We start from the raw sequence: 19600 nt of genomic DNA on the forward strand, positions 1-19600 counted from the left end.
ACTTACTAATTGCGAAATACATAAAATACTTGCATTTTTTTATTAAAATATACTATGCATGCATAATTTTTTTATATTTTTAACAACATGTATAGCTCTTACATCAAATTGAACTAAAACTTAACTAATTATTTAAATGAAAACATTACTCCCTCTCTATGCCTTACTGTGTTGTTTTGCCACATATGCACAAACAACAATCAGTGGTGTAGTAAAAGATGACAGCGACCTTCCAATTGCAGGTGCCAATATTATTATTATTGGGACTTCAAGTGGAACCATTAGTGATTTTGACGGAAACTTCAGTTTAACAACAAATGAAAATCCTCCATTTACTATCCAAGCCAGTAGTGTTGGATTCGATACAGCCACTTTAGAAATTACCAAGGCTGGCCAAAATATTGTGTTAATTCTAAAAGAAGGCACTTCATTAGATGAAGTTGTTATTTCAGCTTCACGTACTCCAGAACGCATATTTGAATCGCCAGTAACTGTTGAACGATTCGGACTACGAGATATCAAAAATACGGCTTCAGTGGATTTTTACGATGGTTTGGAAAACCTAAAAGGCGTAGATGTTAACACCAATAGTTTAACCTTTAAATCGGTGAACACCAGAGGATTTGCAACGTTTGCTAATAATCGATTTATGCAATTGGTAGATGGCATGGATAATTCTACACCAGCCTTAAACTTCCCCATTGGAAATTTAGTTGGAATGACTGAAACCGACGTTTTAAGCGTAGAATTATTGCCTGGAGCATCATCAGCATTATATGGAGCCAATGCTTTTAATGGTATTTTATTTATGCGCAGTAAAAACCCATTTGACCATCAAGGAATAAGTGCATCTGTAAAACGCGGAATTACATCTCAAAAAGCTGCTGGAGATAACCCTTATACCGACGTTAGTTTTCGTGCAGCGCATAAATTCTCCGACTATTTTGCTGCTAAAGTTAATTTTGGATACTTAAAAGGTACAGACTGGGCAGCTACAAGTGAAGCAGATAAAACCAGACCTGAAGGAACAAGGTTAGACCCAAACTACGATGGAATTAACGTATATGGAGATGAAGTTGCTACCAACATTAAGGAAGTTGCTGTGACTCTTGAAGAATTAGGAATTCTACCTAATGGAGCTAATGCCTTAGTGCCTTCTGAAATTGTTAGTAGAACAGGGTACAACGAAAAATATTTAACCAATTATAATGCGGAAAGTATTAAAGCCGATTGGGGATTATTTTTTAGACCATGGGCTAATGATTTTGAAATCCAATATGTTGGAAAAGTAGGTACAGGAACAACATTATATCAGGGAACCAATCGTTATAACATTAATGGATTTTTTCAACAACAACATAAATTAGAAGTAAGAAATGATAACTTTTTTGTTAGAACCTATGTTGTAACAGATAAAGCTGGAGACTCTTACGACATGGTATTTACAGGTATTAACATTAACCGAGCATGGAAAGATGACGAGACCTGGTTTGGGGAATATGCGGGTACTTTTGTACAAGCTACTCTTGGTGGTGCTACTGAAGCCCAAGCCCATGCCCAGGCAAGAGCAGTAGCCGATACTGGGCGCTATTTACCAGGAACACCAGAATATATCGCTGCATTTAACCGAAGTATTAATGATCCCGATTTATCGACAGGTTCAAAATTTCAGGATGCATCTAAATACTACCATACCGATGCAAATTATAACTTTAGTCACTTAATCGACTGGGCCGAAATTCAGGTTGGTGGTTCATACAGAAAATATAATTTGAATAGCTTTGGAACCATCTACACCGATTACGATGGTAATATTGATTATTCTGAATTTGGTGTTTACACGCAAATTCAAAAAGCTATCGATTTAAATGATGCTTTAAATTTAAAACTTACAGGTTCTATTCGCTACGATAAATCTGAATTTTTTGATGGCTTTTACTCTCCAAGACTTTCAGCTGGATTAACCATTAACAAAAACCACAATATACGTGCTTCTGTGCAAACAGGTTTCAGAAATCCAACAACACAAGATTTATTTATAGGTCTTGATGCTGGTAGAGCTATTTTAGTAGGTTCTGCTCCAGATAATTTAGACAGGTGGTCTAGAACATATAACGTGAGTACTACAGGACAAACTGCTTACGGACAACCAAGTACAATTACTCAAACAGGAGCCGTTGCTTACAACAATTCTTATACAGCAAGTTCAGTTACTGCTTTATCTGAAACAGGAAATCCTGCCGTTTTAGAAATAGCTAATCCGGAGTTGGTTAAACCAGAAAAAGTAACATCGGGAGAAATTGGTTATCGAGGAAAACTAAACACAGTTACTATAGACTTTAGTGCTTATTACAACTCTTATAAAGATTTTCTATCTCAAGAGGTAGTTGTAGCTCCTTATTATGGTGAAGTTGGCGACGGAGGCTTGTCAGTTGCCGCCATTTCAAATGGTGACTATCAAGCTTACAGTACTTACACAAATTCTCCTGCCAACGTTAATTCTTATGGCGCCTCTATTAGTGTATCGACGAAAATATTTGGAGATTACGATTTAAGCGGAAGTTATACGTATGCAAAACTAGATTTCGATCAGAATAAATACCCTGACTTTACAACATTTTTTAACACACCTGAACATAAATTTAAAGCCTCATTCGGAAATACGGAAGTAGTTAAAAATCTTGGTTTTAATGTTTCTTATAGATTTAGTGACGATTACTATTGGGAAGCAACTTTTGGTAATGGTGCCATTCCAGAATTTCATGTATTAGACGCGCAAGTTAGCTTCAAAGTACCTTCAATAAAATCGCAGTTTAAAATAGGTGGCACCAACCTAACTGGTAAAGAATACTACACGGCATTTGGTACAGGTTACATAGGGTCTATGTACTATGTGTCTTGGGTAATTAACAATCTATAATTTTAGAATTATGAATTTAAAATATATATATCTGTTTTTAATAGCAGTAAGTTTTACAGCTTGTAACGATTTAGAAGATGTTAGCAGAGAGGACAACGAAATAAAACCAGAATTAACATCAGGTACAGCAAACTTCTCAACTTTTGTTTCAGTTGGTAATTCCTTAACCGCAGGCTTTACTGATAACGCCTTATTTATTGCAGGACAAGAAAATTCATTACCCAACATTTTGGCGGGCAGATTTGCTTTGGCAGGAGGTGGCGATTTTGTTCAACCTTTAATGAATGATAATATTGGCGGTTTAATAGCTGGAGGTAATCCTATTTTAAATCCCGAAACAGGCGCAAATTGATTTGGTCCTAGGTTATACTTTAATGGTTCTGGACCAGCACCATTGGAAGCCACCTCTACAACTGATATCATTTTAAATAATCCAGCAGGACCTTTTAACAATATGGGGGTACCAGGAGCAAAAAGTTATCATTTGTTATATGATGGCTATGGTAATCCAAACAATTTACAAGCCGGTTTAGCAAATCCGTATTTTGTTAGAATGGCCTCGTCCCCAACGGCAACAATATTAGGAGATGCCATGGCACAATCACCAAGCTTTTTTTCGCTTTGGATAGGAAATAATGATATTTTAGGATACGCCTTATCTGGTGGTGATGGTTCAAACCCTATAACTCCTTTAACAGGTGGAATAGGTATTGGATTCACGGAAACTTATGCCGCGATTGTAACGACTTTAACCTCACAAGGCGCACAAGGTGTTGTGGCTAATATTCCTAATGTAACCAATATTCCGCATTTTACTACAGTACCATACAACCCCCTAGATCCGACGAACCCGGATTTTGGTCCTCAAATTCCAACGCTTAATGCCGTTTTCGGACAATTAAATCAGGTGTTCACATATTTAGGCGTTCCAGAGCGTAATATTGTATTTTCAAATTCTGAAGCTAGCGCCGTAGTTATTAAAGATGAAAGTTTGCAAAATCTTTCATCAGAAATAGAAACGGCTCTAAATGCCAGTCCTAATTTTAAATTGTTTGTGCAATCTTTTGGATTATCAGAACAAGCAGCGCCACTTGTAGCCAATTTATTTGGCATGGTTTACGGTCAGGCGAGACAAGCCACGGAAGACGATCTTTTGGTATTACCTAGTTCTAACGTTATAGGTACGATTAACTCTGATTTCATGACATTTTTAATGAATCAAAATTTACCAGCAGCACTTGCAGGACAATTTTCTATAGAAGGGATTTCTCTTCCGCTAGAAGATAAATGGGTCTTAATACCGAACGAACAAGATGAAATAGAAGCTGCTACAAACAGTTTTAATGCAGTTATAGACGCAGTGCGTTCCGACGCAGGTTTAGCTTATGTTGACACCAATACCTTATTAAACACGTTAGCAACAGATGGCCTTACAAGTGGCAATTATAATTTATCATCAAAGCTTGTTGTAGGTGGTGTTTTTTCATTAGATGGCGTTCATTTAACAGCAAGAGGATATTCGTTTTTAGCTAACGAATTTATGAAAGCTATTGATGCTACATACGAATCTAATTTTGAAGAATCTGGAATGTTAATTAACGTCGGGAATTACCCAACAAATTATTCACCGGCATTACAATAAATAATTATTTGTCACCACATTTAAACACCTTCAAAGCGAAGGTGTTTTTTTATTATAAAAAAAGCTGTAAAAACAACTTTCTTTTTAAATTAAAAAAATTATCTTTGCAGCCGAAAACTATAAGTGTTTTCATTGAATTAAAACGCATAATATTAAACATATAAGTAATGTCTAAAGTTACAGGTAAAGTTGCACAAATAGTTGGTCCGGTTATCGACGTAGAGTTCGGAGCTGGTTCAGAACTTCCAAAAATTTACGATTCATTAGAAATTAAAAAAGCTGATGGTTCTACATTAGTATTAGAAGTACAGTCTCACATTGGTGAAGATACCGTACGTACAATCGCAATGGATTCATCAGATGGATTAAGTAGAGGGACTGAAGTTGTTGCAACTGGAGCACCTATACAAATGCCGATTGGAGATGATGTTTACGGACGTTTATTCAATGTAATTGGTGATGCTATCGATGGTCTTGGAAATTTACCTAAAGCTGGTGAAGCTGGTTTACCAATTCATAGAGAAGCACCGAAATTCGAAGATTTATCAACTTCTACCGAAGTTTTATTTACAGGTATTAAAGTAATCGACTTAATTGAGCCTTACGCAAAAGGAGGTAAAATTGGATTATTTGGTGGTGCTGGTGTAGGTAAAACAGTATTAATTCAGGAGTTAATTAACAATATTGCAAAAGGTCACGGTGGTTTATCGGTATTTGCCGGTGTAGGTGAAAGAACTCGTGAAGGAAATGACCTTTTAAGAGAGATGTTAGAGTCTGGTATTATCCGTTACGGTGAAGACTTTATGCACTCTATGGAAGATGGCGGATGGGATTTATCTAAAGTTGATAAATCTAAAATGAAAGAATCAAAAGCAACTTTCGTATTCGGACAAATGAATGAGCCACCAGGAGCACGTGCACGTGTTGCTTTATCTGGTTTAACAATTGCCGAGTATTTCCGTGATGGTGCTGGAGACGCACAAGGAAAAGATGTACTTTTCTTCGTAGATAATATTTTCCGTTTTACACAAGCTGGTTCTGAGGTATCTGCATTATTAGGTCGTATGCCTTCTGCAGTAGGTTATCAACCAACTTTAGCAACAGAAATGGGTGCAATGCAAGAGCGCATTACTTCAACTAAAAAAGGATCAATTACATCTGTACAAGCGGTTTACGTACCTGCAGATGATTTAACCGACCCTGCACCAGCAACAACGTTTGCCCACTTAGATGCAACAACAGTATTATCTCGTAAAATTGCTGAGTTAGGTATTTACCCAGCGGTAGATCCTTTAGATTCGACTTCTCGTATCTTAACTGCCGATATTTTAGGAAATGAGCACTACGATTGTGCACAACGCGTAAAAGAGTTATTACAACGCTATAAAGAGTTACAAGATATTATTGCCATCCTTGGTATGGAAGAGTTATCTGAAGAGGATAAATTAGCTGTATCTCGTGCTAGACGTGTACAACGTTTCTTATCTCAACCTTTCCATGTAGCTGAGCAGTTTACTGGTATTCCTGGAGTTTTAGTAGATATTAAAGAAACTATTAAAGGATTTAACATGATTATGGACGGTGAATTAGATCACTTACCAGAAGCAGCGTTTAACCTTAAAGGAACTATCGAAGACGCCATCGAAGCTGGAGAAAAAATGTTAGCTGAAGCGTAAAAACAAGTACTGAGCGTTTAGTGGTAAAACTATTAAGTTCTCAATACTCAATACAAAAAACATATGAATTTAGAAATTGTATCACCGGAAGCTACTTTATTTAACGCAGAAGTTGATTCTGTAGCCTTACCTGGTATTAATGGTGAATTTCAAATATTAAATGATCACGCATCTATCGTGTCAATTTTAACCGAAGGAACCATTAAAATTCATACACATACACAAAGCCACTTGGTTTTCGACACCCTGCATTCTGAAGTTGTTCCACACAACGACGATGACAAAGTGTTAACTTTAAAAATCAAGTCGGGAACTATTGAAATGAAAGACAATAAAGTAATTGTTTTAGTTGACTAATAACATTTACTTTATTCACAATAAAAAAACGCGAAGCCATGGCTTCGCGTTTTTTTTTTATACTTAAAAGGAAATCTACACCTTCTTGATAACATTAGTAACTATTCCCCAAATTAAAAATTTATTATCCTGTGTAATTTTAATAATAGGATAATTTGGGTTTTCCGGCTTTAACCATACCTCGCCATTATCGACACGCAGTCGTTTTACAGTAAACTCTCCATCTAAAAAACAAACTGCAATACGGTTATTTTGAGGCTCTAAACCTCTATCAATAACAAGTAAATCGTTATCTTCTAATCCCGCGCCTATCATACTTTGTCCACTAACTCTGGCAAAAAAAGTTGTTTCGCTATTTTTAACAAGCTCTTTATCTAAAGACAAACGTTGCTGACTAAAATCTTCGGCAGGCGAAGGAATACCACATGAAATACCCGTATCAAAAAATAAAGCCCCCAAGCTATCGGAACTTTCGGGAGTAAAAAACGTTAAACTATCGGTAGTATGCACAATTCATATATTTAATACTCAAATATAAACATTTAATCCGTTCATTTTCGAGTAATTATATCCCTAAAAATAATCATTCATAATATTATGAGCATTTAAGTAAAATATAGGCACATCCTAATTTTCAATTTCATCGGCATTATTTAAAATACGCTCTTTGGCAATTTTAACATAATTTCTTCCAACAGGTATTTTTCGATTAGAAATTTCTATTAAATTACCTTCTATAGAATTTACTTTACTTATAGAAATAGTATATGAGCGATGCACACGCAAAAAATTGGATTGTGGTAGTTCTTCTGAAATCGCTGTTAATGATTTGTGAACCACATAATCTCCAATGGTAGTAATCACCTTTATATAATCTTTAAGACTTTCGATATAAAGAATATCGTTCAAATTTACTTTCACTAACTTTTTACCGACCTTTAAAAAGATATGTGGCTCCTGCTGAAGCGACACGTCGGAGTTCGTGCTATTCGAATGAACCTGCTGATATATTTTATTAATGGTTTTTAAAAATCGATTAAACGGTATAGGTTTCACCAGATAATCTAAAACATTTAATTCGAAACTTTTTACTGCATATTCTCGATAGGCAGTGGTAATGATTACAAGAGGGTTGTAACTCAAATTCTCAATAAAATCGAAACCGTTTAACTGCGGCATGTTAATATCCAAAAAAATCACATCAATTTTATCCTGTTCTAAACTGCCGTAGGCTTGCAAAGGATTAGTAAAAGTTCCTACGACCTCGAAGTTATCGAAATTCTTTAAATGGTCTTCTATAACTTCGATAGCTAAAGCTTCATCATCTATAATAACACATTTTATTTTCATCGAATCGGAATTTTTAGATAAAGATGATACATATTTTTATCGGTATATGTCTCAAATTTATAATCACTATTAAATAACAAATTTAAACGTCGTTTAGTATTTGCTATACCTATACCAGTTTCACCTTTATTGGTTTGTTCTGGCTTGTAGGTATTGGATAATTTAAATTCTAAATAATCTGTATGTAATACTTCAAAACTCATATTAACCCTTACCATGTCGGTGCCTTTTAAACCATGCTTAAAACAATTTTCAATAAATGTTAAAAATAATAAAGGAGGTACCTGCACGTCTTCAACCGAGCCTGAAATATCCATTTCACATTCTACGCGTTCATTAAACCGTAAACGTTCTACATCAATATAGGTATTTATATGGTTTATCTCTTCCAGTAAATCGGCTTTAGAACTGTTCACCTCGTATAAAATATATTGCATTAAATCAGATATTTTAATGACCATTTCGGGAGCACTATCCGATTTTTTTAAAGTAAGCGCATATAAATTGTTTAACGTATTGAAGAAAAAATGCGGCTGAATCTGGGTTCGTAAATATTTTAACTCCGTACTTAACTGCAGTTTTGCTAATTTTTCATTACGTCTTTTTTCTAAACTCCAATCAATAACCAGTTTTATCGCCGAAACAAAACCAATAACATACAACTCACCTAACACTACTGCTATAATATGATTAAGCTGCATAAACTCACCTGCTCCAGGGGCCTCTGGCCATATATCTTTGGTAACAAGCACGTAATTTAATCCGGTTCTTACCAAATAAACCGCGGCTAACATAGCAACTAAAGAAAGTACATAAGTAACATAGCGCCGTTTTAAGATAAGTTTTGGAATTAAATAGTAAATATTAATGTAAACAGCAATAATATGTATAGGAAACTCAACAAGATTAGATTTAATAGAATACACATAATCATTAAAATAACTTCCCCATCTTACCACATTGAAAATGAAATAAGTCAGCCAAAAAAGCACGTGATACTTAGGCGCAATGGTATTCTTAATCTTAAATTTTAACAAGGGTCTTGGTTTAAATAATCTTTAAAAAATTGTCAAAACAATTAAACTATTTGTAGCAATTTTAAGCATATAATATCTAATTAACAATTAATTCATGCATTGTTTATAATTAAAAATACACTTATCGATAATTTTTTGTCTTCTGTATGCAAAACTATGTAGTTTAGATATTTTTTTTCAGTAGTTACTTTTAATTAAATAACATTGATAAAAATAACAAGACTAAACAATTCAAATTATGAAGTATTATTTTAAAACGACACTCTTGTTTTCCTTCATATTCTTTAGCATGCAGCTATTTGCTCAAGAAAAGGAAATAAATGGAACCGTTACCTCTCAAGCAGATGGTATGCCAATAGCAGGATGTAATGTCATTATTTCAGGAACTACTACAGGTACATTAACCGATTTTGATGGTAAGTATTCGATTACTGCCAAAACTGGAGATGTATTAACGTTTTCATTTTTAGGAATGACAACTAAGCAAGTAACCGTTTCTGAAGGGACAACAATTGATGTCCAATTGGCAGAAGACAATGAGCAACTGGCCGAAGTTGTTGTAACTGCTTTAGGTATTAAAAAGGAGAAAAAAGCGCTTACTTATTCAGCGCAGGAAGTAGGTGGTGAAGAGCTTACTCGTGTAAAACAAACCAACCCTATTAATAGTTTATCGGGTAAGTCTGCCGGTATTACCATTGCACGAAGTTCATCGGGTTTAGGTGGTGCCACAAAAGTAGTTTTAAGAGGTAATGCCTCTACTACGTATAACGATCCCCTTTATGTTATTGATGGTATTCCTATGTTAAACTCAGGAAATGGTTCAAACGGAAACGAACCTGGTACTGATATTTTTGGTAGTCAAACCGGTAATCGCGACGGTGGAGACGCTATGTCGTTGATTAATCCAGATGACATTGAAAGTATGACCGTACTGAAAGGAGCTTCTGCATCGGCACTTTACGGTAGTCAAGGTGCGAACGGTGTTATTTTAATTACAACCAAAAAAGGAAAAGAAGGCGCATTAACAGTAAACTACAATACGAGTTTTACAGTAGATAATGTCATGTCGCTGCCAGAATTACAATCGGAGTACCAAAGTAATTCGGTTGGACAAGCTATTGCCGAAAACGGAAACGTTACAGACCCAAAATCTTGGGGAGCAAAAACTACAGGTTTAAGTAACGACGCCAAAGCTTTTTTTAACACTGGTTTTACTTCAATTAATGCTTTATCGCTAACTGCTGGAAATCAAAAAGCGCAAACCTACCTTTCGTATGCAAATACTATTGGCGAAGGTGTTATCCCGGAAAACCGTTTAACAAGAAACAATATTACTTTAAGAGAAACAGCTAAGTTTTTAAATGAAAAAATAGACGTTTCAGCAAGTGTGAACTTATCAGACCAACGCATTTGGAATAGACCTACTAACGGTTTATATGCAAACCCATTAACCGGACATTATTTAAATCCTGTAGGTATTGACAGAACTATTTACAAAGATAAATTTGAATACTTCAATACAACTTTAAACCAAATGGATCAGTATGCCACATCTTTCGATGAAAACATCCAACAAAACCCATATTGGTTAGCTTACAGAACTCCGAGTAAAGATATTGCTCAACGCGTATTACTTAACGCCTCTTTAAAATATCAAGTTACAGATAACTTCTCTTTACAGTCTAGAGCAAGTTTCGATAAGGCTTACTTTACCTATGACAAAAGACAATATGCAGGAACAGATCCTGTTAACTCTGGTGATAACGGACGATACATTCTAGAAAAAACTGAAAACAATCAACAATATGTTGATTTAATAGCAAATTATAATGCAGATTTAGGTGAAAATTTCTCTTTTACTGGTTTGTTAGGTACGAGTTTAACCAAATACACTATTGGAGATAAAACGTTCCTAGATTCTGGTCGTGATGGTGTAGGACTTAATTACCCTAACTATTTCAATATTTCTAACTTCGAGAATACCAATAACATCTACCAAGCGAGACAAAGAAGAGAATTACAATCTGTCTTTACTTCTTTAAACTTTGGTTATAAAAACATGCTATTTTTAGACTTAACAGCACGTAACGACTGGTCTTCAACTTTAGCATTTACAGATAATTATTCATTTTTCTACCCATCGGCTGGTTTAACCGCGGTTTTAAGTGATATTTTCGAGTTACCTCAAGCTATTTCTTTTGCTAAAGCTAGAGCCTCTTATGCCGAAGTTGGAACGGATATTCCTGCATATGCAACAAATCCTTTACGCTATATCGATGCAACGGGTTCTTTTATAAACAAACCTTCAACCGGACCAAAAGAAGGTGAAACACTAAAACCTCAGCTTCAACAATCGGTTGAATTTGGTACAGAATGGCGTTTCTTTGGAAACCGTTTAGGCTTAGATTTTACCTATTATGACACTAAAACCACGAACCAAATTTTTTACATTCAAGCAGAACCAAATCCATACGGCTACGCACTGAATATTGTAAATGCAGGTGAAATATCAAATAAAGGTTTCGAAATTGTTCTTAATGGAAAACCATTAAATAATGATAATTTAAAATGGGATACAGCCTTTAACTTTGCTCAAAACGACAATAAAGTTGTTTCTGTTCACCCCGATTTACAAGACGGAGATGCTATTATTACAGCGAGAGGTGTTAACGGTTATGAATATTCTTTAATTGAAGGCGAAGACTTTGGAAGTATCAAAGCTCGTTCGTTAGTAAGAGATGAAAACGGCACCCCAGTAATAAATGATTCAGGCACTTTATTATCGACAGGTTTTGAAACTGTAGCACACGCACAACCAGATTTCACTTTAGGTTGGAACAACAATTTTACGATAGGAAACTTCAACTTTAATTTCCTTATCGACGGAAAATTTGGAGGTGATGTAATGAGTGTTACCGAAGCTGTAAATGATTATTACGGAGTTTCTCAGGCTACGGCAAATGCAAGAAATATAAACGGCGGAATGATAGACGTTGTTAACGAATCTGGAACGGCTTCTCAAATTACTGCTCAGGAATATTACAATGCCGTTGGCGGAAGAGCTGGTATGTTAGGGGAGTATGTTTACGATGCAACAAACGTAAGCTTAAGAGAACTTTCACTTGGTTACAAACTGGTTTTAACCGAAGAAGCATTCGTGGACAACATTAATTTCTCTTTAATAGCAAACAACTTGTTTTTCTTCTATAAAGATGCTCCTTTCGACCCCAATATTGCAGCGAGTACCGGTTTAGGTTTACAAGGTGTAGATATTTATAACCAACCTTCAACAAGAAGTGTAGGGTTAAACATTAACATAAATTTCTAAGACAAATGAAACATATATTAAAATATACTCTGGCTTCGGTTATAGCCATAAATTTAACAAATTGTACAGACCGCTTTGAAGATATAAACAGAGATGATTTCGGTTATAGTTATGACGAGTTAACCCAGCAAAACAATCATATAGGATCAAGTTTTGGTCCCATGTTCTCAAATGTTATACGTGTTCAGCCTGCCTGGAATTACCAATTACAACAAAACCTGAATGCCGATGTATTTTCAGGTTATATGACCGCTCCAACGCCATTTGCAGGAAACATAAACAATCAAACTTATGCTTTGGTTAATGGCTGGAATGGTTTTATTTGGGCCGATGCCTACGATTCTCAAAACGGAAATGGTGTCATGCCTTATGCTAAAGACATTGTAGACGCGGTAGAATTATCAGGTGATCCTTCAGGCGAAAAATTTGTTTTCTTGGGTAATATTATAAAAGTCATGGCCATGCACCGAGTGTCGGATGTATTCGGACCAATACGATATTCAAAATTCAACGATTTTGAAACCACAGGACAATACGATTCTCAGGAAACAGCTTATAAAGCGTTCTTTACCGATTTAGGAGAAGCAATCGACGGACTTGAAGCCTACCATGGTGATGCCCAATTTATTCCATTCGATCAATCGTCTTTTGGAGGTGATATTGCTAAATGGCGCATGTTTGCCAATTCACTACGTTTACGTTTAGCTATTCGAGTATCAAAAGTTGATGCCGCTCTGGCTAAAACAGAAGGTGAAAAAGCGCTTTCAAGTAATGCCGGTTTAATGGAAACTGAAAATATGTTAGTTGATATGGGCGGATTCGTTCACCCCATTTACACCATTAGTAACGTTTGGGGTGATATTTGTATGAGTGCCGAAATGGAATCCATTTTAAAAGGTTTTAATGATGGTAGAATTGACAAATTCTTCAATGCCCCAGCCGATGCTGCATTAGGAGATTATAAAGGCGTTCGTCAAGGTATTGAAATAGAAGCCAAATCTCAATATGGTAGTCACTCAACTATTGGACAGGCGGTTGAAGGTAGCAGTAAAATTTGGATGACTGCAGCCGAAGTATATTTTTTGAAAGCAGAAGCAGCCCTACGTGGATGGGCAGGCGCCGGCGATGCAAAAACAAATTACGAAATGGGCGTTAAAGCTTCATTCGATCAGTTTGGAGTTGGAGGTGTAGACACCTATTTAACAGATAACACAAGTACTCCAGCGAACTTTGTTGATGCTTTAAATTCTGATAACGACTATGCCTACCCAAGTGATGTAACCATTGCTTTTAATGACGCAGGTACCAACGAAGAAAAGTTGGAGCAAATTATAACACAAAAGTGGATTGCTATGTTCCCTGATGGTCAGGAAGCCTGGAGTGAATTTAGACGCACAGGATATCCAAAAGTATTTCCTGTAGTTATTAATAACAGTGGTGGTACGATTGATACCGATATTCAAATTCGTAGAATCAACTTTGTTGATGTTGAAAAAAACACCAACGGCGCAAATGTTGAAGCCGCAGTTGGCATGCTTAAAGGTCCAGATAATGGAGGAACGAGACTATGGTGGGATACTGGTAATGCTAATTTCTAAAAGTACAAACTCATAATGTTTTTGGTTTAGTTTAGGTTAGAGTTATAATTGGATTAGCTCTTAACAAGCAAGCAGAACCTAGGTTCTGCTTGCTTTTAAAAACAAATGGCAATGAAATTAGACGTAACGGAATTAAAAAGTATTGCTTACAAAGAGGCTGGAAAGTTTGAAGATACGCGGTTTGAAAAAATTCACAATGTGATATTCGAGTCTTCAAATAAAGCTTCTAATGTTGTAGCCCATGAAATAGCAGCACTTATAAGAAAAAAACAAACACAAGGTTTACCATGTGTTTTAGGTTTAGCAACAGGGTCTTCACCTATAAAAGTATATGAAGAGCTGGTAAGAATGCACAAAGAAGAAGGCTTAAGCTTTTCGAATGTTGTAACCTTCAATCTGGATGAATATTATCCTATGGATAAAAATAACATCCAGAGTTACTACTACTTCATGCATGTTCACTTGTTTAACCATGTAGACATACTTTCAGAAAACATTCATATTCCCAACGGGAAAATTCCTGTAGATGAACTGTATCAATTCTGCATAGATTACGAAATGAAAATTAAATCCTATGGCGGATTAGATTTTCAACTTTTAGGAATAGGACGGACGGGACATATTGGTTTTAATGAACCAGGTTCGCACCTAAACTCTGCAACACGTAGCATCACTTTAGATTATATCACCCGTGCTGATGCCGCCAGTTCTTTTTTAAGCTTAGATAATGTGCCGAGAAAAGCCATTACTATGGGAATAGGCACAATAAAAAGTGCCAAACGCATTGTACTATTGGCCTGGGGAAATAATAAAGCCCAAATTATTAAACAAGCTATTGAAGGCAAAATAACTTCAAACATACCGGCCACCTATTTACAAGAACATGATAACACAACATTTGTGTTAGATTATGAAGCATCAACAGAATTAACGCGTGTTAAAACGCCTTGGTTGGTTACCTCATGCTTATGGACGGATTCATTAAAACTAAAGGCCGTTGTTTGGCTTAGTGAACTCCTTAATAAACCTATTTTAAAATTAACCGATAAAGATTATAACAACAACGGGATGTCGGGGCTCCTAACCGAAGAAGGCACAGCATACCATTTAAATATAAAAATGTTTAATCAATTGCAGCAAACTATAACGGGTTGGCCTGGCGGAAAACCAAATGCCGATGACACTTATCGTCCTGAGCGTGCCACACCTCAAAAAAAACGTGTGATTATTTTTAGCCCACATCCGGATGACGATGTCATTTCCATGGGAGGTACGTTCGATCGTCTTGTAGAACAAGGACACGATGTACATGTTGCTTATCAAACTTCGGGTAACATAGCTGTATCTGATGAAGAAACCATAAAATTTGCAGAAATAGCCAGTCTTTATGAACCGAACCCTGAAATAAATAAAATTATATCCAATATAAAATCGAAGAAGGAAAGCGACATCGATTGTTTGGAAGTACGAAACCTAAAAGGGAAAATACGCCGAAGTGAATCACTTGGAGCCACACGATATTTAGGATTAAAAGATAAAAATGTTCACTTTTTAGATCTTCCGTTTTATGAAACCGGCACCATTAAAAAAGGGAACTTAACTGAAGTTGATGTTAATATAATGTGCGAGCTTATCGCATCGATAAAGCCGCATCAAATTTACGCCGCTGGCGATTTAGCCGACCCACATGGCACTCACAGAGTATGCTTAAACGCCTTATTTATGGCCTTAGAAAAACTAAAATACGAATCGTATATGAGCGATTGCTGGGTATGGTTATACCGTGGCGCTTGGCACGAATGGGAATCTTACGAAATAGATATGGCGATACCCATGAGCCCCGATCAGGTTCTTAAAAAAAGACATGCCATTTTTTATCATCAATCGCAAAAAGATGGCGTGATGTTTCAGGGTGACGATTCCAGAGAATTTTGGGTGCGCGCTGAAGACCGTAACCGACTTACTGCTAAAAAATACAATGATTTAGGCTTAGCTGAATATGCTGCCATAGAAGCCTTTAAACGATACCATTTCTAATTATCACCATGAATAAATTAATCACTATACTGTGCTTAGTAACGTTAAATGTCTTTGCACAAGCATCCTTAATGGAAACGCATCATTTAATGCCTTGGCCAAAATCAATTCAAAGCAATAATCAGCGTTTTGTTATAGACGAAAATCTAACAGTATCCATTAAAGGAAACAATCCCTATCGGGTTAACCATGCCGTTACTTCATTTTTAAGACGGCTTTCAAATCGAAGTGGTATCTTTTTAAATGAAGGCTTTGCTCAGCCTGCCAATAATAAAAAACAAGCTTCCATTCAAATAAAATATAATAACATTGCTAAGTTGATTATTCAAGACGATGAGTCTTACCAATTAGATGTAAACACGAATCAGGTAAGCCTTGTTGCTAATACAGATGTTGGGGCTATTAGAGGCTTAGAAACGCTTCTTCAATTATTAACAAATAATGAAAGTGAATACTATATTCCTGGTGTTTCTATCTCCGATGCCCCACGATTTGTATGGCGCGGTCTTATGATTGACGTATCGAGACATTTTCAACCTGTAAACGTTATAAAACGAAACTTGGATGCAATGGCGTCTGTTAAAATGAATGTATTTCACTGGCATTTAACCGATGACCAGGGTTTTAGAATCGAATCTAAAACATACCCTAAATTGCACGAATTAGCCTCAGATGGTCTTTACTATACGCAGGAACAAATTAACGATATTGTAAATTATGCATCCTTACTAGGTATTCGTGTTATTCCCGAATTAGATGTACCAGGGCACGCATCGGCTATTCTCACTGCCTATCCGGAACTAGGCAGCAAACAGGATGCCACTTATAACATAGAACGTTATTCGGGTGTTTTTGATCCCACTTTAGATCCTACCAATGAAGCTACATATGTGTTTTTAGACAACCTATTTACTGAAATCGCCCCTCTTTTTCCTGATAACTATTTTCATATTGGTGGAGATGAAAATGAAGGTAAGCACTGGAATTCAAGCGAGCATATTCAAAAATTCAAAGCCGAACATCAATTAGCAACGAACCACGATTTGCAAACCTATTTCAATATTCGATTAGAGAAAATATTAAATAAACTAGACAAAAAACTCCTGGGATGGGATGAAATTATGACCCCCGATATGCCTAAAACAGCCATTATTCATTCATGGCGGGGAGAACATGAAGGTTTACCAAAAGGAGGTACGCTTATTGAGGCCGCAAAAAAAGGTTATAATACAATTTTATCGAACGGGTTTTACATCGACCGCATGGAATCGGTAGTGAAACATTACCAGACAGAACCTATTGGCGATATCCAATTAACCTCTGAGGAACGTTCGCGCATATTGGGCGGCGAGGCTACTATGTGGAGCGAATTAGTAACCCCACTTACAATAGATTCCAGAATATGGCCTCGTACCGCAGCTATTGCAGAACGACTATGGTCTGAGAAAGATATTAATGAGGTAGACCTAATGTTACTTCGTTTGGAAACTATTAATTACAGACTTGAAGAATCAGGCATTACTCATATAAGAAATAAAACTGTTATTTTAAGAAACTTGAGTAATAATCAAGACATATCATCTATAGAAACGCTTTCTAATGTCTGTGAACCTCTAAAAATATATTCAAGAAATGAAGGTGGAACCGAATATAAAACCTTCTCCCCTTTTACCTTATTTGCCGACGCTTGTAATGTTGATGCTAAAGATGCTATTCCATTTAAAAAAGCCGTAAACAATTTCGTAAAAAACTCAAGTAAAGAAAACACCTTAACGGTTATTGAATTCCTTAATAAATGGGTAAATAACCATAAATCATTTCAAAATATAAATAAAAACCCTAAACTTAAACCATTAGAACCATTATCATATAATTTGGCTGAAGCATCAAAAACCTTAATCAAATTAATTAATAAAGAACAGGTTATCAAAACCGAACGCACTGCATTTAATCAGCAAATAGATATTTTAAGTCAACCTTTTGCCGATACAGAATTGGTTATCCTAAGGGATTTAGAAAAGTTATTCGAAGTTTTAAAATAATTTACCGCTTTCAATAATTGTAAAGCCTGTACGCTTATAACTAACTTTTGTACCGTTAGCACAAAATATATATCTGCCCTTGGACTTTTGTTCGGCGGCAGATATTAATATAACCTCATGAGCTAAACAATTGTAATCTTTGGCTACTTTAGCTTTTATATCATCTATAGTTGCCCTACCCTTTTTTAACTGCGCCTGAATTTTACGATTAAGTGAAGGCTCTTCAAAATGATCGCCCAGCTTGCAAGCGTCATCTATATTTGATATAGCTTTAGAAATATCTTTTTTTGATGAATCCTTTACTTCCGCATCAATATATTCCCAAGTATAATCGGCTTTTAATAATACACGACGCCCATCGTCGGTTTTTACAATATAATTGTTTTGAGAAAACGCTGTAAATGACAAAAAGACTGTAAAAAGGCATATAATAGATTTCATTCTTTAATATTGGTTTTAGTTAAACTCAAAAATAGGTAATTAAAACCAAAAATAATCTGTTGTATATATTTTGAAAATTAAAAGTATAGAAGCAAAAAGGACTTATTTTATACCTAACAGGCGGTTAAAAGCTTTTATTTCGCATTGATAAAATTGCTTCCATTTTTGCTTAATTGATTTCATAAAGTTTCGCATGTGTTAATAAATTTTATGTTTAACTGTTAGACATCAAACCACTTAAAATGTTACAACTTCCTTTTAAAAAAAGCTCAACCATTATAAAAGTTCTGAACATTTCAGAATTAATATTATACAACATATTGTAACAAATCCCCCTATTATCCTACAAATAATTAGAGCGATAAAAATTATCACTTCAAAATTCTAGAATGGTTTATAGTCTCATATTTACTCGAGAATAAAAACCCTCCTAAAAGCATTTATTCCTAAAACATATATGCTAAATACTGTATAATTACATGTTATCTAGCGATGTAAGATTTCAAGGGTGCTATGCACAGTTTTTACTTTCAAAGAAAGTAGTATAAAACTCAAAAAAGGTTTTATATTGAACTCAAAATTTAAAATTATGGTAGAGTGGTTTTCTAACTTAGAAATCTTTCCCAGAATCTACTGGGGAATTGCCCTTATTGCTTCCTGTGTATTTATTATCATGATAATATTAACATTTATTGGAGGTGATTCTGATGGTCTTGAACTTGAAACAGATGCCGAAATAGAAACCGATACTGGCATTGGGTTTCAATTTATAACCTTTAAAAATTTAGTCGGATTTTTTACCATTTTTGGATGGAGCGGCATTGCATGCCTTGACTCTGGACTGTCTAAGCCTGTAACTGTAGTCATTTCTATAATCATGGGATTATTAATGATGACTATTATGGCGGCCATGTTTTTTTATATGCGAAAGCTAAACCATAGTGGCACACTTAATTTTAAAAACGCAATTGGTGGTGTTGGCGAAGTATACCTTACTATTGGTGCCAACCGCTCGTCAATTGGGAAAGCACATGTTAGAATTCAAGGTGCTTTAAGAGAACTTGAAGCCCTGACCGATTCGCCAACCAATCTTAAGTCGGGTACCGTTATAAAAGTAAAAGACGTGACACCAAATGGTATTTTAATTGTAGAACAACTTAACAACTAATTTA

14 protein-coding genes are annotated in these 19600 nt (G+C 35.6%); 10 read left to right on the forward strand and 4 right to left on the reverse strand.

Features of this window, described 5'->3' with window-relative positions:
- The first annotated feature begins 136 nt into the window (after positions 1–136).
- The 5 genes from ICJ83_RS02875 (at position 137) to ICJ83_RS02890 (ending at position 6595) form a co-directional block, all read left to right on the forward strand.
- On the forward strand, positions 137–2920 hold the full coding sequence (locus tag ICJ83_RS02875) for a TonB-dependent receptor (protein WP_188228845.1): 2784 nt from the start codon (positions 137–139) through the stop codon (positions 2918–2920).
- A gap of 10 nt (positions 2921–2930) precedes the next feature.
- Entirely contained in the window at positions 2931–3272 is a 342-nt protein-coding gene (locus ICJ83_RS17085; protein WP_317173249.1) for a hypothetical protein, read from the forward strand.
- Between the two features lie 42 nt (positions 3273–3314).
- The gene (locus ICJ83_RS02880; protein ID WP_317173250.1) at positions 3315–4562 is read left to right on the forward strand and encodes a G-D-S-L family lipolytic protein; all 1248 of its coding nucleotides are present in this window, start codon (positions 3315–3317) and stop codon (positions 4560–4562) included.
- A 167-nt stretch (positions 4563–4729) separates the two neighbouring features.
- Entirely contained in the window at positions 4730–6238 is a 1509-nt protein-coding gene (atpD, locus tag ICJ83_RS02885; protein ID WP_188228846.1) for a F0F1 ATP synthase subunit beta, read from the forward strand.
- A gap of 63 nt (positions 6239–6301) precedes the next feature.
- The gene (locus ICJ83_RS02890) at positions 6302–6595 is read left to right on the forward strand and encodes a FoF1 ATP synthase subunit delta/epsilon (RefSeq protein ID WP_188228847.1); all 294 of its coding nucleotides are present in this window, start codon (positions 6302–6304) and stop codon (positions 6593–6595) included.
- A gap of 75 nt (positions 6596–6670) precedes the next feature.
- Here ICJ83_RS02890 and ICJ83_RS02895 read toward each other — a convergent pair whose 3' ends face one another.
- From ICJ83_RS02895 to ICJ83_RS02905, 3 genes are all read right to left on the reverse strand, one after another.
- Positions 6671–7105 (reverse strand): LexA family protein, encoded by a 435-nt coding sequence (locus ICJ83_RS02895; RefSeq protein WP_188228848.1) that lies wholly within the window; start codon positions 7103–7105, stop codon positions 6671–6673.
- A gap of 117 nt (positions 7106–7222) precedes the next feature.
- Positions 7223–7945 carry a LytR/AlgR family response regulator transcription factor gene (locus ICJ83_RS02900; protein WP_188228849.1) on the reverse strand — a complete coding sequence of 241 codons (723 nt, stop codon included), beginning with the start codon at positions 7943–7945 and terminating at the stop codon, positions 7223–7225.
- On the reverse strand, positions 7942–8982 hold the full coding sequence (locus ICJ83_RS02905) for a sensor histidine kinase (RefSeq protein WP_223154573.1): 1041 nt from the start codon (positions 8980–8982) through the stop codon (positions 7942–7944). The genes ICJ83_RS02900 and ICJ83_RS02905 overlap by 4 nt, the downstream gene beginning before the upstream one ends.
- A gap of 238 nt (positions 8983–9220) precedes the next feature.
- Here ICJ83_RS02905 and ICJ83_RS02910 point away from each other — a divergent pair, with 238 nt between their 5' ends.
- The 4 genes from ICJ83_RS02910 (at position 9221) to ICJ83_RS02925 (ending at position 17987) form a co-directional block, all read left to right on the forward strand.
- Positions 9221–12310, forward strand: coding sequence for a SusC/RagA family TonB-linked outer membrane protein (locus tag ICJ83_RS02910; RefSeq protein WP_188228850.1), 3090 nt, complete (start codon positions 9221–9223; stop codon positions 12308–12310).
- A gap of 5 nt (positions 12311–12315) precedes the next feature.
- Positions 12316–13908, forward strand: coding sequence for a RagB/SusD family nutrient uptake outer membrane protein (locus ICJ83_RS02915; protein ID WP_188228851.1), 1593 nt, complete (start codon positions 12316–12318; stop codon positions 13906–13908).
- A 111-nt stretch (positions 13909–14019) separates the two neighbouring features.
- Positions 14020–15945, forward strand: coding sequence for a glucosamine-6-phosphate deaminase (nagB, locus tag ICJ83_RS02920; protein ID WP_188228852.1), 1926 nt, complete (start codon positions 14020–14022; stop codon positions 15943–15945).
- 8 nt (positions 15946–15953) lie between these two features.
- Positions 15954–17987: a beta-N-acetylhexosaminidase gene (locus ICJ83_RS02925; protein ID WP_188228853.1), complete on the forward strand. Its 2034-nt coding sequence runs from the start codon at positions 15954–15956 to the stop codon at positions 17985–17987.
- Here ICJ83_RS02925 and ICJ83_RS02930 read toward each other — a convergent pair.
- Positions 17979–18428 carry a DUF3157 family protein gene (locus tag ICJ83_RS02930; protein ID WP_188228854.1) on the reverse strand — a complete coding sequence of 150 codons (450 nt, stop codon included), beginning with the start codon at positions 18426–18428 and terminating at the stop codon, positions 17979–17981. The two genes, ICJ83_RS02925 and ICJ83_RS02930, sit on opposite strands and share 9 nt — an antisense overlap.
- Positions 18429–19017: 589 nt before the next feature.
- On the opposite strand from ICJ83_RS02930, the gene ICJ83_RS02935 reads away from it, so the two are divergent.
- A complete protein-coding gene (locus ICJ83_RS02935; protein WP_188229278.1) occupies positions 19018–19596 on the forward strand; it encodes a hypothetical protein in 579 nt (192 codons plus the stop codon).
- Positions 19597–19600 lie beyond the last annotated feature (4 nt).

Source organism: Aestuariibaculum sediminum (genome assembly GCF_014596945.1).
GTDB lineage: Bacteria > Bacteroidota > Bacteroidia > Flavobacteriales > Flavobacteriaceae > Aestuariibaculum > Aestuariibaculum sediminum.

Coding starts and splice junctions, on each gene's coding strand:
- ICJ83_RS02875 (WP_188228845.1), top strand. CDS start 137: ATGAAAACATTACTCCCTCTCTATGCCTTACTGTGTTGTTTTGCCACA.
- ICJ83_RS17085 (WP_317173249.1), top strand. CDS start 2,931: ATGAATTTAAAATATATATATCTGTTTTTAATAGCAGTAAGTTTTACA.
- atpD (WP_188228846.1), top strand. CDS start 4,730: ATGTCTAAAGTTACAGGTAAAGTTGCACAAATAGTTGGTCCGGTTATC.
- ICJ83_RS02890 (WP_188228847.1), top strand. CDS start 6,302: ATGAATTTAGAAATTGTATCACCGGAAGCTACTTTATTTAACGCAGAA.
- ICJ83_RS02900 (WP_188228849.1), bottom strand. CDS start 7,945: ATGAAAATAAAATGTGTTATTATAGATGATGAAGCTTTAGCTATCGAA.
- ICJ83_RS02910 (WP_188228850.1), top strand. CDS start 9,221: ATGAAGTATTATTTTAAAACGACACTCTTGTTTTCCTTCATATTCTTT.
- ICJ83_RS02915 (WP_188228851.1), top strand. CDS start 12,316: ATGAAACATATATTAAAATATACTCTGGCTTCGGTTATAGCCATAAAT.
- nagB (WP_188228852.1), top strand. CDS start 14,020: ATGAAATTAGACGTAACGGAATTAAAAAGTATTGCTTACAAAGAGGCT.
- ICJ83_RS02925 (WP_188228853.1), top strand. CDS start 15,954: ATGAATAAATTAATCACTATACTGTGCTTAGTAACGTTAAATGTCTTT.
- ICJ83_RS02930 (WP_188228854.1), bottom strand. CDS start 18,428: ATGAAATCTATTATATGCCTTTTTACAGTCTTTTTGTCATTTACAGCG.
- ICJ83_RS02935 (WP_188229278.1), top strand. CDS start 19,018: ATGGTAGAGTGGTTTTCTAACTTAGAAATCTTTCCCAGAATCTACTGG.